This window comes from Streptomyces sp. NPDC024017, assembly GCF_040638895.1.
Lineage (GTDB): Bacteria > Actinomycetota > Actinomycetes > Streptomycetales > Streptomycetaceae > Streptomyces.
In genome coordinates this window covers 60,596-73,075 of record NZ_JBEZYZ010000006.1, presented here as the reverse complement: position 1 = coordinate 73,075, position 12,480 = coordinate 60,596, and the positions used below count along the sequence as shown (strand labels likewise).

General features: G+C 71.5%; 14 protein-coding genes. 9 read left to right on the top strand and 5 right to left on the bottom strand.

Features of this window, described 5'->3' with window-relative positions:
* The first annotated feature begins 4 nt into the window (after positions 1 to 4).
* Positions 5 to 934: a 1-phosphofructokinase family hexose kinase gene (locus AB0G20_RS17390; RefSeq protein WP_361302654.1), complete on the top strand. Its 930-nt coding sequence runs from the start codon at positions 5 to 7 to the stop codon at positions 932 to 934.
* A gap of 91 nt (positions 935 to 1,025) precedes the next feature.
* Complete coding sequence (locus AB0G20_RS17385) at positions 1,026 to 1,400, top strand: hypothetical protein (protein ID WP_361302651.1); 375 nt, start codon at positions 1,026 to 1,028, stop codon at positions 1,398 to 1,400.
* Positions 1,401 to 1,488: 88 nt separating this feature from the next.
* Here the strand turns inward: AB0G20_RS17385 and AB0G20_RS17380 are convergent, their stop codons facing one another.
* Both AB0G20_RS17380 and cdgB read right to left on the bottom strand, forming a co-directional pair.
* Complete coding sequence (locus AB0G20_RS17380) at positions 1,489 to 2,436, bottom strand: CBM35 domain-containing protein (RefSeq protein WP_361302648.1); 948 nt, start codon at positions 2,434 to 2,436, stop codon at positions 1,489 to 1,491.
* Positions 2,437 to 2,553: 117 nt separating this feature from the next.
* The gene (cdgB, locus tag AB0G20_RS17375; RefSeq protein WP_361302645.1) at positions 2,554 to 4,212 is read right to left on the bottom strand and encodes a diguanylate cyclase CdgB; all 1,659 of its coding nucleotides are present in this window, start codon (positions 4,210 to 4,212) and stop codon (positions 2,554 to 2,556) included.
* Between the two features lie 356 nt (positions 4,213 to 4,568).
* Here cdgB and AB0G20_RS17370 point away from each other — a divergent pair, with 356 nt between their 5' ends.
* Together AB0G20_RS17370 and AB0G20_RS17365 are read left to right on the top strand one after the other, a co-directional pair.
* Complete coding sequence (locus AB0G20_RS17370) at positions 4,569 to 5,153, top strand: flavin reductase family protein (protein WP_361302642.1); 585 nt, start codon at positions 4,569 to 4,571, stop codon at positions 5,151 to 5,153.
* A gap of 45 nt (positions 5,154 to 5,198) precedes the next feature.
* A complete protein-coding gene (locus AB0G20_RS17365; RefSeq protein WP_361302639.1) occupies positions 5,199 to 5,666 on the top strand; it encodes a GNAT family N-acetyltransferase in 468 nt (155 codons plus the stop codon).
* A gap of 219 nt (positions 5,667 to 5,885) precedes the next feature.
* Here AB0G20_RS17365 and arfB read toward each other — a convergent pair whose 3' ends face one another.
* A complete protein-coding gene (gene arfB / locus AB0G20_RS17360) occupies positions 5,886 to 6,323 on the bottom strand; it encodes an alternative ribosome rescue aminoacyl-tRNA hydrolase ArfB (RefSeq protein ID WP_361302636.1) in 438 nt (145 codons plus the stop codon).
* 160 nt (positions 6,324 to 6,483) lie between these two features.
* Here arfB and AB0G20_RS17355 point away from each other — a divergent pair, with 160 nt between their 5' ends.
* Both AB0G20_RS17355 and AB0G20_RS17350 read left to right on the top strand, forming a co-directional pair.
* Entirely contained in the window at positions 6,484 to 7,059 is a 576-nt protein-coding gene (locus tag AB0G20_RS17355) for a TerD family protein (protein ID WP_248510418.1), read from the top strand.
* A gap of 192 nt (positions 7,060 to 7,251) precedes the next feature.
* Entirely contained in the window at positions 7,252 to 7,764 is a 513-nt protein-coding gene (locus AB0G20_RS17350) for a GNAT family N-acetyltransferase (protein ID WP_361302633.1), read from the top strand.
* A 4-nt stretch (positions 7,765 to 7,768) separates the two neighbouring features.
* On the opposite strand, the gene AB0G20_RS17345 is transcribed toward AB0G20_RS17350, so the two are convergent.
* On the bottom strand, positions 7,769 to 9,184 hold the full coding sequence (locus tag AB0G20_RS17345) for a M1 family metallopeptidase (protein ID WP_361302630.1): 1,416 nt from the start codon (positions 9,182 to 9,184) through the stop codon (positions 7,769 to 7,771).
* A 37-nt stretch (positions 9,185 to 9,221) separates the two neighbouring features.
* On the opposite strand from AB0G20_RS17345, the gene AB0G20_RS17340 reads away from it, so the two are divergent.
* On the top strand, positions 9,222 to 9,722 hold the full coding sequence (locus tag AB0G20_RS17340; RefSeq protein ID WP_361302627.1) for a hypothetical protein: 501 nt from the start codon (positions 9,222 to 9,224) through the stop codon (positions 9,720 to 9,722).
* Between the two features lie 76 nt (positions 9,723 to 9,798).
* Entirely contained in the window at positions 9,799 to 10,455 is a 657-nt protein-coding gene (locus AB0G20_RS17335; protein ID WP_361302624.1) for a hypothetical protein, read from the top strand.
* Positions 10,456 to 10,480: 25 nt separating this feature from the next.
* Here AB0G20_RS17335 and AB0G20_RS17330 read toward each other — a convergent pair whose 3' ends face one another.
* The gene (locus tag AB0G20_RS17330) at positions 10,481 to 11,158 is read right to left on the bottom strand and encodes a pentapeptide repeat-containing protein (RefSeq protein WP_361302621.1); all 678 of its coding nucleotides are present in this window, start codon (positions 11,156 to 11,158) and stop codon (positions 10,481 to 10,483) included.
* Between the two features lie 128 nt (positions 11,159 to 11,286).
* Here AB0G20_RS17330 and AB0G20_RS17325 point away from each other — a divergent pair, with 128 nt between their 5' ends.
* Positions 11,287 to 12,447, top strand: a complete 1,161-nt coding sequence (locus AB0G20_RS17325; protein ID WP_361302618.1) for an FAD-dependent oxidoreductase — start codon at positions 11,287 to 11,289, stop codon at positions 12,445 to 12,447.
* The last annotated feature ends 33 nt before the right edge of the window (positions 12,448 to 12,480 follow it).

Below are 12,480 nucleotides of genomic sequence, written 5' to 3'. Positions count from 1 at the left end.
CCAGGTGATCCTCACGGTCACGCTGAACACCGCTCTCGACATCACCTACCGCGTACGGTCCCTCAGGCCGCACGCCTCGCACCGCGTCTCCGAGGTGACGGAACGCCCCGGCGGCAAGGGCGTCAACGTGGCCCGGGTCCTCGCGGCGCTCGGGCACGAGGTGACGGTGACGGGGTTCACGGGCGGGGCGACGGGCCGGGTCGTGCAGGAGAAGCTCGCGGCGGTACCGGGGGTGGTGGACGCGCTGCTCCCGGTCTCGGGCGCGACCCGCCGCACGATAGCCGTGGTCGACCAGCGCACCGGCGACACCACCCAGCTGAACGAACCGGGTCCGACGGTCCTGCCCGCCGAGTGGTCGGCCTTCCAGGAGGCCTACGAGGACCTGCTCCCCGCGGCGTCGGCGGTGGCCCTGTGCGGCAGCCTGCCGCCGGGCGTCCCGGTGGGCGCGTACGCGGGTCTGGTCCGCACGGCCAGGGCGGCCGGGGTCCCGGTCCTCCTGGACACGAGCGGCGAAGCCTTGCGCCGGGGCGTCGCGGCCCGCCCCGACATCATCAAGCCGAACACCGACGAACTGGCGGAACTGACCGGCTCCCACGACCCCCTGCGCGCCACCCAGGACGCCCGCCGCCGGGGTGCCCGTGCGGTGGTGGCCTCCCTCGGCCCGGAGGGCCTCCTCGCAGTCACCCCCGAGGGCCGCTGGCGAGCCACCCCGCCCACCTCGGTGCGCGGCAACCCGACGGGCGCCGGCGACTCGACGGTAGCCGGCCTGCTGTCCGGCCTGGTCGAACACCTCCCCTGGCCGACCTGCCTCACCCGGGCGACGGCCCTCGCGGCGGCGACGGTGACGGCACCGGTTGCCGGGGAGTTCGACCGGGGGGTGTACGAGGGACTCCTCGAGCGGATCAGGGTGACGAGCGAGGCCTCGGCGGCGTAGGGCACACCTGATCGAAATGCGTGGGCGATCCGTCTCCGCCTCACCTAAGATCGCGGATGACCAAAGATCGACCATTTTGCTGGGGGAACAATTGAACAAGATCACTAGGCTCGCCATGGTCGGCGTCGCCTCAGTGGGCCTCATGGCCACCATGAACTCCGGGGCGTCGGCGGCCCCGGAGATCAAGGCCGGTCCGGCGGCCGTGCAGGACTGGGGCGGCGGCTGGAGCGACGTCCGGGACGTCAGCATCCGTGAGAAGCCCAGCACCACCGCACGGAAGGTCGGCACCCTCAAGAAGGGGAAGATCGTGAAGTGCTGGGTCGCCGGGTGCAGCGGCACGCACAACGGCGGCTCCTACAAGTGCACGAGCAGCTCGCCGACCGAGAAGGACTGGCACGAGGTCCAGTGGAACGGCAAGAAGGCGTGGGCCGCGAGCCGTTGCCTGGAGTGGGGCCGGGTCGAGTGACCTGAGCCCGTCGGGCCTGTACGTACGACGGCGGCCGTCCACCCGCGCGGTGCGGGAGGACGGCCGCCGTAGTGAAGCGCCAGTCTTGTCAGCCCTTGGGCGGGGCCAGGGAGAACTGGTCGAGCACCGCATCGCACTTGTTGCCCTCGTTGCAGGCGAGCTCGATGGTGTTGGTGCCCTTGGTCAGGTTCACGATGGCCCAGGTGCTCTTCCAGCCCTGCTCCCAGTCGCCCTTGGGGGTGTTCCCGAAGTTGCGCATGTCCAGGGGCTGGGTGTTGGCCTTGCCGTTGACCACCACAGTCGCGTCGGCGTCGGTGCCGGGGACACCGTAGTGCACGTTGAGCCGGTAGCTGCCGGCCTTCTTGATGCCATTCACCGTCCAGGTCACCTTGGCACCGACCTGGTTGAAGCCCGTCACATAGACCCCGCCGTCGGCCTTCGCGCCCTTGATGTCGGACGCCGTCGTCATGCCGGGGCTGAGCCGCAGGGCCTTCGCGTCGGTCTCCGGGAGATCCTGCTTGGCCGCTCCGGCCTTGCTGGCCGACGGGCTCGGCTTCGACTCCTGGGACTGGGTCGGGGCCGGGCCCGCCTCGTCGCCCGTGTCGTCCTTGTCCTTGTCGCCGCCCAGCATGGCCACGCCGATGCCGATGACGACCGCGGCGACCACCGCGATCGCGCCGATCAGGAGGCCCTTGGTGTTCGGGCCGCGGCCACCCCGGCCGCCACCGCCGCCGGCCGGTGTCTGGTGCTGCGCGGTCTGCGCACCGCCCGGCAGCGTCTCCGGCGCCGCGTAGTGCGCGTTCGGCCGGTTGTAACCACCCTGCTGCTGCGGGACCTGGCCGTAGGGAGCGGTCTGACCGGCCTGCGACTGCTGGCCGTACGGACGCGTGCCGACCGCCCGCACCCGGTTGACCGAGTTCGGGTAGCCGTAGCCCCCGGACGGCGGCTGGGCTCCGTTGGCCTGCCCGTCGGCGTAGAGATAGCCGAACGGGTCGTCGTCCTCGGGCGTGCTCGCGCCGTTGTTGCCGGGCGTCATCCCTTGGTCTCCTCAGTCAGGTGCGGTGCATGCGGTACACGGGTGAGTAAGCGAGCCTACCCGCTCCCAGAGACCCAAACGGGTGACTCAGACCGCATCAACTCGCTGACCAGGGCTTCACCCGGCGCGTCTGTGTTGTTTGGGACGAGATCGTTTCTCGACGTACATCCGCTCGTCAGCGGATTTCAACACTTCGTCCGCCGTCATTCCACAGTGTGCCCATCCGATGCCGAAGCTGGCCCCCACCCGGACGGCCCGCCCCTCGGCACGGATGGGCTGGATGATCTCGTTCCGCAGCCGGACCGCGAGGTCCTGGGCGTCGGCGCGGCCGAGCCCGTCGGCCAGGATGACGAATTCGTCACCCCCGAGCCGCGCGACCGTGTCCCCGTCGCGGACGCCGTTGCCCAGCCGCCGGGCGACCTCGATGAGAACCGCGTCACCCGCGTTGTGCCCGAACCGGTCGTTGATCGACTTGAAGCCGTCGAGGTCGCAGAAGAGCACGGCGAGGCCCTTGGTGCCGTCGTCGTGGTCCCCGTCCGGGGCGACGGTGTGCACATGGTGGTCGTAGGCGTCGTACGGCTCGGCGCTCTGCCGGAAGTCGAAGCCGGGCCCGACCACGTCGAAGGCGGGATGGCCGTAGGCCGCGTCGACGGACTCGACGGCGGTGTGCGGGGACGACGCGCGTTGACAGAGCCGGGCGGACAGGCGCGAGCGCAGTTCCGCGGAGTTCGGCAGGCCGGTGAGCGAGTCGTGCGAGGCGCGGTGGGCGAGCTGGAGCTCGCGGCGCTTGCGCTCCTCGATGTCCTCGACGTGGGTGAGCAGGAAGCGCGGCCCGTCGGCGGCGTCCGCGACGACGCTGTTGCGCAGGCTGACCCACACGTACGTGCCGTCGCGGCGGCCGAGACGGAGCTCCGCGCGGCCGCCCTCCGCCGAGGTGCGCAGCAGGGTGCCTATGTCCTCGGGGTGGACCAGGTCGGAGAACGAGTAGCGGCGCATCGCGGAGGCGGGGCGGCCCAGCAGCCGGCACAGCGCGTCGTTCGTGCGCAGGATGCGGCCGTGCTGGTCGCCGCCCATCTCGGCGATGGCCATGCCGGACGGCGCGTACTCGAAGGCCTGCCTGAAGCTTTCCTCGCTCGCCCGCAGCGCCTGCTGCTCGCGCTCCAGGCGGACCAGCGCGCGCTGCATGTTGGCGCGCAGCCGGGCGTTGCTGATGGCGATGGCGGCCTGGAAGGCGTACATCTGGAGCGCCTCGCGGCCCCACGCTCCGGGCCGGCGGCCGTTGCGCGGCCGGTCCACGGACAGCACGCCGATCAGCTCGCCGCACGCCGCGCTGCCCTGCGGGCCGGGCGCGTACATGGGCGCGAAGAGCCGGTCGGCCGGGTGCCACTCGTCCTCGAAGCGGGGGGCGGGGCCGTCGGTGTACCACTGCGGGACGTCGTCGTCGTCGAGGACCCAGCCCTCGGTGTGCGGTATGAACACCAGGTCGCCCCAGTGCTCGCCCATGCCGAGGCGGCGTTCCCAGGACTCGCGCGAGCCGACGCGGCCGGTGATGAGGGCCTCGGCGGCGGGGTTCCCGGCGAAAGCGGCGACGACGAGGTCGCCGTCCGGCCGTACGAGGTTCACGCACGCCAGCTCGTACCCGAGGGCCGCCACGACGCCCTCCGCGACGGTCTGCAGTGTGTCCGCCAGGCTGCGGGCCGTGTTCATGTCGGCCATGACCTGGTGCAGTTGTCGCAGGGACGCAAGACGGACGTAGGGCTCCGACTCGGTCTCCATGCTCGCCCTCCCCCCGAGTACTCGCAGCGATTCAAGGGTTGTCGTCGGCGTATCGTCCTGGCAGCTTCCCCGCCACTGAATCACAGCGCGCTGCTCACTCGGTACACAGGGTCAACAATTCCTGCCCCTTGTGACTCAAGTCACAGGCAAACCTGAACAATTGAGTGGAGTTTCTGCGTTCTTCACGAGCGTCCACCGAACGCAAACTTTGTCAGGTTGCGCGCATGTATTTCCCCGGTGCCCGTCGGGAGACCGCGGATGCCCGCCGGGAGGCCGGGATCGGTCGGGAGTCCTAAGACCGTGATCGGGCGGGAGCCCGATGCGCGGCGCGCGGGACGGAGATTAGCGTCTCCCGTGTGCCGAACACTCCCGCTGCCACGTCCCCGATCATTCCGTCGCCCGCCTCCGGGCATGCTGAGGGGGTGAGCAACGACGAGTTCCGCGCCGCCATGTCCCGGCTGGCCTCGGGTGTGGTCCTGGTGACCGCGCAGGAGCCCTCGCTCGACCCGGACGACCCCGCGGCGCCGGACGTCGAGGACGTGGGCATGACGGCCACGGCCTTCATGTCGGTGTCGCTGGACCCGCCCCTGGTGCTGGTGAGCCTGCGCGAGGGCTCCCGCATGGACGAGCTGCTGGAGGAGCAGGACCTGTGGGCGGTCTCGGTCCTCTCCGAGAGCCAGCGGCACATCGCGGGCCGTTTCGCGATGAAGGGCCGCCTCAGTGACCGGCTGCTGTTCGCCGACCTCCCGTACACGCGCGGCGAGTACACCGACGCCCCGCTGGTCGGCGGCGCCCTGGCCGTCCTGGAGTGCCGCACCGAGCAGCGCGTCCGGGCGGGCGACCACACCCTGGTCATCGGCCGCGTCCTGACCGCCCACGTCCCGAGCGCGGACGGCGGCCCCCTGACGTACTTCCGGGGCAGGTACCGGAAGTTGGGCTGAGGAAATCGCTGGCCCGGTGGTGATCGGCCTTCCTAAGGTGCGCGCATGACCAGGACCGGCCCACGCCTCGCAGAGATCACCCCCGCGAACCTCGACGCCGCCCTCGGCATCCGCGTCCACGCCGGCCAGGAACACGCCGTCGCCCCGGTCGTGAAGTCGCTCGCCGAGGCGTACGTCCACCCCGGCGTCGCCTGGCCCCGCCTGATCGTCGACGGTGACCGCACGGTCGGCTTCCTCATGGCCTTCCTCGACATCGACTGGTACGAGGACGGCAGCGTGCCGCGCTCGGGCCTGTGGCGGCTGAACATCGCGGCCGGAGAGCAGGGCAAGGGCTACGGCCGTTTCGCCGTCGAGTCCGTCGCGGAGGAACTCCGCCGGCGCGGCGCCAGGCAGTTCCACGTCACGTGGCATCCCGGCCCAGACGGCCCTGAGGGCTTCTACCTGGGCCTCGGCTTCCGCCCGAACGGAGAGGTCAGCGGGGGCCAGACGGTGGGTGTAGTCGGGCTGGGCTAGGGCCTGTCGTTTGGATCAGGTCGCAGGGAGGCGACGGTGCTGTTCAACGCCGGTGAGCGGGGTCTGGTGCGTGTCTCTGCAAGGCGGAGGAGGGCGTCGACGCGATGGGGGTCCCTCCCGCGCGAGCGCAGCCGAGCGTGGGGGAGTCGGCAACCGACGACAACGCGGCAGAGGCGCGTGCCAGGCCCCGCGTCTGCGGCCTGATCCAAACGACAGGCCCTAGTTCCAGCCCTGCGCCGACCGGCCTCGCTTGGTGTCCGAGCGCTGCTTCTTCTCCCGCAGCCGGCGTTCGTTGATACCCCGGGGGATCCGGGTCGGCTTGCGGGGCTTGGGCGGGGGCGCGGTGGCCTCGGCCAGGAGCGCGGTGAGGCGTACGGCGGCGGCCTCACGGTTGCGCCACTGGGAGCGGTGCTCGGAGGACCGTACGGTGACGACCCCGTCGACCAAGCGCCCGGCGAGCCGCTCCAGGGCCCGCTGCTTCCACACCGCGGGCAGTGCCTCGGTCTTCGCCAGGTCGAAGCTCAGTTCGACCTTCGAGTCGCTGGTGTTGACGTGCTGCCCACCCGGCCCCGACGACCGCGAGAAACGCCACATGAGCTCGGCCTCGGGCAGGGAGACGGAGCCGCGGATGACGTGGGGACCGGACATGCCGTCCATGTTCCCGCTTCTGTCCCGTCCACGTCACCCGAATAATCGCGAGTAAAGAAAGTAAAGGAGCTGGAACCTCGCGTACCCCTCTCCACGTTCATGGGGGTAGCTGTAGCTTCTTTGCCGCAGCTTCTTTGCCGCACGTAAACGAGGGAAGGGACTCCCAACAATGGCTGTAAGCCTGTCCAAGGGTGGCAACGTCTCGCTCACCAAGGAGGCTCCGGGCCTGACCGACGTCACCGTGGGCCTCGGCTGGGACGTCCGCACCACCACCGGCACGGACTTCGACCTCGACGCCTCCGCGATCGCGGTCAGCACGCAGGGCAAGGTCTACTCGGACGCCCACTTCGTCTTCTTCAACAACAAGCAGACGCCGGACAACACCATCGTCCACACCGGCGACAACCGCACGGGCGAGGGCGCGGGCGACGACGAGGCGATCAACGTCAACCTCGCCGCCCTCCCGGCCGACATCGACAAGATCGTCTTCCCGGTCTCGATCTACGACGCCGAGAACCGCAGCCAGAACTTCGGCCAGGTCCGCAACGCCTACATCCGCATCGTCAACCAGGCCGGCGGCGCGGAGATCGCCCGCTACGACCTGTCGGAGGACGCGGCGACGGAGACGGCCATGGTCTTCGGCGAGCTGTACCGCAACGGCGCGGAGTGGAAGTTCCGCGCGGTCGGCCAGGGCTACGCCTCCGGCCTGGTCGGCATCGCCCAGGACTTCGGCGTGAACGTCTGACGGACGCCTGAGCGTTTCGCGGGGAAGCCCCCCGGGCCGGAGACGGGCCCGGGGGGCTTCGCCTCAGGGGCGCGGGGCTGTGCCGATCGGCGGCTCCGCCGCGGGGCGCGACAGGCCACAGCCAACCCGCACCGGACGAGGCGCCCGAGCCCCTACGGCGCGTCGGATCTCGGCCGGAGGTGCATCTCCCACGTGATCCTCGACCCCCTGCCCGCGGCCCCCCGGGGCGATCCCCTCCTCGCGGAGCTGACGGCCCTCTACGCCTCCAACCACGCCTTCCACACCCTCAGCGGCGACTTCCCCGACCCGCACGACATCCACCCCGACCAGGTCGCCGCCGCCCTGGCGCAGGAATCGGAGCAACCCGGCACCGAGATCCTGCTCGCCCGCAGCTTCGGCCGCCTGATCGGCATCGCCGTCACCCTCGCCCACCACCCCGACCCCGCCGACCCGGACCCCTGGATCGGCCTGCTGATGGTGGACGCGAGCCTGCACGGCCAGGGTCACGGCCGCCGCCTGGCCGCCCTCGTGGAGGACCGCTTCCGCGCGGCCGGCCGCACCGCCGCCCGCCTGGCCGTCCTGGCGAACAACCAGAAGGCCATGGCCTTCTGGACCGCCCTGGGCTACGAGGGCCTCGACCATCGTGAGGACCGGGGCATGGGGCGCCCCTGCACCGTCCTCCGCAAGGAACTGACCACGTCGTAAGGCCTCAGGCCCGCTCCGGCTTCCCCTCCCCGTACAGCCACTCCTCCCAGACCCCCTCCAAGTCCGCCCCCGGCGCCTGCTCCTCGGCATAGGCCGTGAAGTCGGCGGTGTCGGCGTTCCCGTACCGGTACGTCGCCGCCCACCCCCGCAGGATCGAGAAGAAGCGGTCGTCCCCGACGGCCTGCCGCACCTTCTGGAGCACCATCGCCCCCCGCCAGTAGACCGGCGGCTCGGAGATCCGTGCGGCGCTCGGCGGTTCCGCCGGCGGAAACTCCCAGATCTCCTCCGCGGCCTCCTCCGTGTCGAAGTACTCGCCGGAGTACAGCGCGTCGAACGTCTCCTGGGCGCTCTCCCCGCCGTGGTCCTCCTCCCACAGCCACTCCGCGTACGTCGCGAACCCCTCGTTGAGCCACATGTCCCGCCAGCTCTCGGGGGTGACGGAGTCGCCGTACCACTGGTGGGCGAGCTCATGGACGAGGAGCGTGATGTCCGGAGCACCGGGGAACACCGGCCGGCTCTGGGTCTCCAGGGCGTAGCCGACGGAGGCCGCGCTGTCGACGATCGCGCCGGTGGTGGAGAAGGGGTACGGCCCGAACCGCCGCTCCGCCCACCGCAGCGCCTCGGGGATCCGCCCGAGCACCGGCCGGCTCGCCGCCGTCTCGGCCGGGTCGACGGCCGTGTACACGGGCAGGTCCCCGGCCCTGGAGCGGCTGATGCCGAAGCGGCCGATCGCGAGCGTGGCGAGGTAGCTCGCCATCGGCTCACTGGTGTGCCATACGAACGTCGTACGCCCCCGCGCGGTCGTCTCGCTCCGCAACTCCCCGTTGGAGACGGCCCGCAGTCCCTCCGGCACGGTCACGGTGAGGTCGTACGCCGCCTTGTCGGAGGGGTGGTGGTTGCCGGGGAACCACGCCATCGCCCCCGTCGGCTCGCCGAGCGCGAGTGCCCCGTCCGTGGTGCGCAGCCAGCCCTCCTGGGAGCCGTCCGGGTCCGTGACGGCTTCGGGTGCTCCGGAGTAGCGGACGATCACGCGGAACGTCTCGTCCCGGTCGATGTCGCCGTGCGGCCGGACGGTGAGCTCCTGCCCGGCGCGGTTCCAGCGGGCGATGTCGCGGCCGACGGTGACCTTCTCGACCTCCATGCCGAGCAGGTCCAGGTTGAAGGCGGAGAGGTCCTTGGTCGCGCGGGCGGTGAGGGTGGCCGTGCCGGTGAGGTGGTGGGCGTCGGGGTCGTAGGCGAGGCGCAGGCCGTAGTGGGTGACGTCGTAGCCGCCGTTGCCGGCCTTCGGGAAGTACGGGTCGCGTACGCCGGATCCGCCCGGGGTGCCGTGCACTCCGCCGCCGCACGCGCTGAGGACGAGAGTCGAGGCGAGCAGGGTGGCTGCGGGCAGCGTGGGGACAAGACGTACAGATCGGGCCACGATCGCGATCCTACGGGCGCGTGACACCATCACCTCCGTGCTCGACATCGGCTACGCCCTCTCCAACCGCTTCCCCGACCCGCCGCAGACCGACTACCGCCGCGCGGACGTCCGGGCGCTGCGGCACGACCTGTTCTGCGGGGACGTCTATCTGGCGGACACCAAGACGGACCACGAGGTGTCCACAGCCTGGGGATGGGTGCCGGTGCTCGACTTCGCGTGGGCGCTGTGCGACATCGTGGAGCGGATCGACCGGGACCCGGCCGGCTCGCGGGCGTCCCGGCCGCAGCGGGCCGAGCTGGACTTCACCGAGTCGACGGACCGGATGCTCTTCGAGCGCCGCTTCGGCTGGGTGGACATCGCGGCCGACTGGATGCGCGCGGAGGAGCCCCCGCTCACCGTCTCCCACTCCGAACTGCGCCGCGAGGCCCGGGACCTCCTGCACGACCTGATCGCCGACCTCATCGATCTGCACGACGACCTCGCCGAGAACCCGGCGATCTGGACCCTCCAGGCCCGCTTTCCCAGGGTCTCCTGACGACGGTCCGCCACCGGGCTGACACGATCTCCCTTCGAACGGCAGCGGATACAGCGGGCACGGGGAGAACGGTGACATGAGCCAGGGGCGCGTGACCTACGACCTGAATTACAAGATGACGCCACCGGTCATCGTCAGCGGAGAAGGGCTTGAGCAGGGCACCATCGTCCGGCTCCATCGCGACCCCGACAGCCCCGCACCGGACCGACTCCGCTCACTGCGGGCCTTCCATCTACGTGCGCAGGACTGGGCGCCGGTCGCCCGGGTCGTGACGGAGCAGCCCCTGGGGTCACGGCTGAGCGGACGCCCGGCGGTGTACCACGTCCTGGATCCGTACGGCGCGCCGCTCGGGCGGATCACCCTGCGGCGGCGCCGGGCCTTCCGGTGGGGCCGTAAGCGTTGGACCGTGGAACCGGTCGCGGGGCCGGTCCTCCAGGGGTATCAGGGGCGTCTGTGGAGCTGGCTGCTGTGGTGGCCCTTCGGGCTCCCGGTCTATCTCCTCTTCCTGCTCCTGGCCCTGATGGCGGAGATCGACGACGGCTTCCGTCCACCCCGGCGCATCACCTGGCGCGACGGCTCCCATCGCGCCCACCTCGTCTTCCGCGCGGTGGCCGAGGACTACCAACTGCTGCGGCACGAACTGGACCCCCGCCTGGTCTACGGCCTCATAGGCCTGCACCAGTCCTACGACTGGCCGGAGCAGGCGGGGTCAGAGGGCTGGTACGGGACATGAGCCTGCGACCATGAGCATGCGGCGATCAGCCCTCCACCCGGATCCCCCACTGCGCCGCCAGCACCGGTGCCAGATCAAGCAGTTGGGCCGTGCTGATCACCGCGCCCGACAGCCGGTCCAGTCCGCGGCTGATCTCCAGGGAGGCGGCGCCGCGCAGGTCGACGTCCGTGAGGGTCGCCGCGTGCAGGTCGGCGCCCTTCAGGACGCAGTCGACGAACTCCACCCGCTCCAGGCGGGCGCCGCCGAAGTCCGGCTCGACCAGGACGCAGCCCTCGAAGACGACGTCCCTGAGCCGGGCCGTGCGCAGGTTCAGATAGTCGATCTTGCCGCCGCGGATCAGCACGCGCTCCAGCACCGCCCCGTGCAACTGCGGTCCGCCGAGCCGGGCATCGGTCAGCTCCACGTCGCGCAGGGTCGCCTCGGCGAGGTCGGTGCCGACGCCCCGGACGCCGGTGAGGACCGAGTCCAGGACACGGGCGTGCCGCAGCCGGGTCTCGTCCAGCGCGCAGCCCGTCAGGGCGCAGTCCATGAAGCGGGCGCCCCCTCCGTCCTGCCCGGAGAGGTCGGCATCCCGGAACTCCAGCCCGTCGTAGTCCCCGTCCGGCTCCAGCGCGCCGCCCTCGTACGGCTCCAGCACCGGCAGCCGCACCTCCGGTCGCCGCGCGCCCTTCACACCCGTACCGCCCGCCGCTCTCCTCGCCATGCCCCCATGCTGCACCCCGCCACTGACAAAAGGCCCTGACCTGCACGGACACCGGTGATGTCACATTCCGGTGCCCTCGATCGGTCGTACTCACAGAAGGCGACCCGACCCGAGGGAGATCCCCAGCCATGCATCGCATCACCGTCATCGGCGGCGGCTTCGCCGGTCTGACCGCGGCCATCACCGCTGCCGAGGCAGGCGCCAAGGTCACCATCCACGAGGCCCATCACACCCTCGGCGGCCGGGCGCGCACCGCCAAGGGCCCGTACCGCACCAACGAGGGCCCGCACGCCCTCTACAACGGCGGCCCGCACTGGGCCTGGCTCAAGCAGCGCGACCTCATCGGGCCGCTCGCCCCGCTCCCGCCCCTGGAAGCGGCCCGGCTCCGGCTGCGGCACCAGGGCGTGCTGCGCCGCACCCCGCCCTTCCCGATGCTGAAGCTGCTGCGCCGCACGAGCCGGCAGGCACCCGTGGACGTGGACTTCCTGACCTGGGCGACGGGCATCGCGGGCGAGGAGGGGGCCCGGGCCGCCGCCCACTACTCGGCGGTCGCCCTGTTCCACCACGACCCCGGGTCGCTGTCGGCCGCGTTCGTGCAGGAGCGGCTGCGCCGTGCCACCAAGCTGCCGCCCGAGGCGCACTACCCGCGCGGCGGCTGGGCCAGTCTCATCGACCGGATGGCCGCCCGCGCCTGGAACCTGGGCGTCCGGATGGAGACCCTGTCCCGCGTCGACACGCTCCCCACCGACACACCCGTCGTCGTCGCCACCTCCCTCGACGCCGCCCGCCGCCTGCTCGGCGACGACTCCCTGACCTGGCCCAGCGGCCGCACCGCCCTCGTCGACCTGGCCGTACGCACCCGGCGCGGGGACGCCTTCGCGGTCTCCGACCTGGACGCCCCCGGCTGGCTCGAACGGTTCACCGCCCAGGACCGCAGCCTCGCCCCGGCCGGCGAGCAGCTGATCCAGGGTCAGATCCCCCTGGCGCCGCACGAGTCCAAGGCCGACGGCACCGCCCGCGCCGAGCAGCTGCTCGACCTGGGCTTCCCGGGCTGGCGCGAGCGGGTCACCTGGCGGCGCGATTCGGTGGCGAACGGCCGTACGGGCGCGGTCGATCTGCCCGGCACCAGCTGGCGCGACCGGCCGGCCGTGGACCGGGGCGACGGGGTTTACCTCGCCGGCGACCAGGTCGCGGCCCCCGGTGTGCTGTCGGAGGTGTCCTTCAACAGCGCCCTGACGGCGGTCTCCCTGGCCCTCGGCCGGCACGAGCTTGACCTCAAGCAAGCTTGAGGTTGAAAGCTGTCGGCATCGGACGTCCCCACC

Excerpts from the sequence above, each read along its gene's own strand:
- AB0G20_RS17380 (WP_361302648.1), bottom strand. The coding sequence starts at position 2,436 with ATGACGCCCGGCAACAACGGCGCGAGCACGCCCGAGGACGACGACCCG.
- cdgB (WP_361302645.1), bottom strand. The coding sequence starts at position 4,212 with ATGGAGACCGAGTCGGAGCCCTACGTCCGTCTTGCGTCCCTGCGACAA.
- AB0G20_RS17365 (WP_361302639.1), top strand. The coding sequence starts at position 5,199 with ATGACCAGGACCGGCCCACGCCTCGCAGAGATCACCCCCGCGAACCTC.
- arfB (WP_361302636.1), bottom strand. The coding sequence starts at position 6,323 with ATGGACGGCATGTCCGGTCCCCACGTCATCCGCGGCTCCGTCTCCCTG.
- AB0G20_RS17355 (WP_248510418.1), top strand. The coding sequence starts at position 6,484 with ATGGCTGTAAGCCTGTCCAAGGGTGGCAACGTCTCGCTCACCAAGGAG.
- AB0G20_RS17335 (WP_361302624.1), top strand. The coding sequence starts at position 9,799 with ATGAGCCAGGGGCGCGTGACCTACGACCTGAATTACAAGATGACGCCA.
- AB0G20_RS17330 (WP_361302621.1), bottom strand. The coding sequence starts at position 11,158 with ATGGCGAGGAGAGCGGCGGGCGGTACGGGTGTGAAGGGCGCGCGGCGA.
- AB0G20_RS17325 (WP_361302618.1), top strand. The coding sequence starts at position 11,287 with ATGCATCGCATCACCGTCATCGGCGGCGGCTTCGCCGGTCTGACCGCG.